1 protein-coding gene is annotated in these 493 nt (G+C 65.7%); it reads left to right on the plus strand.

Annotation, left to right across the window (positions count from 1 at the left end; genetic code table 11):
- Positions 1 to 58 precede the first annotated feature (58 nt).
- Positions 59 to 493: ABC transporter ATP-binding protein (locus EOD07_RS36965; protein ID WP_164772988.1), on the plus strand; the 435-nt coding region annotated here is incomplete at its 3' end.

The raw sequence follows: 493 nt of genomic DNA on the forward strand, positions 1-493 counted from the left end.
TGTCGATGGCGCTGATGCTGCTCACGGCGCGTTTCTTCAAATTCGGCGGAGAGAAATAATGGCAGGCGTCCAGGTCGCGAACGTCTCCCGCAGTTTCGGCGCGCACAAGGCGCTGGACGATGTCTCGATCGATTTCGCCGATGGCGGCTTCTACGCGCTGCTCGGGCCGTCGGGCAGCGGCAAGACGACTCTGCTCAGGCAGATCGCCGGTTTCGATTTTCCTGATGCCGGCCGCATCGCCATCGGCGGCGAGAGCGTCGAGCGCGTGCCGGTCGAAAAGCGCCGCATCGGCATGGTTTTCCAGAACTATGCGCTGTTCCCCAATATGAGCGTCGCCGACAATGTCGCCTTCGGCCTCTCGGTGCGCGGCGAGGCGAAGGCGACGATCGCCACCGAAGTGCAGCGCGCGCTCGACCTCGTGCAGCTCGGCAAGCTTGGCGGACGCAAGCCGCACCAGCTTTCCGGCGGCCAGCGCCAGCGCGTGGCGCTGGCG

It is taken from the genome of Mesorhizobium sp. M2C.T.Ca.TU.002.02.1.1 (assembly GCF_003997225.1).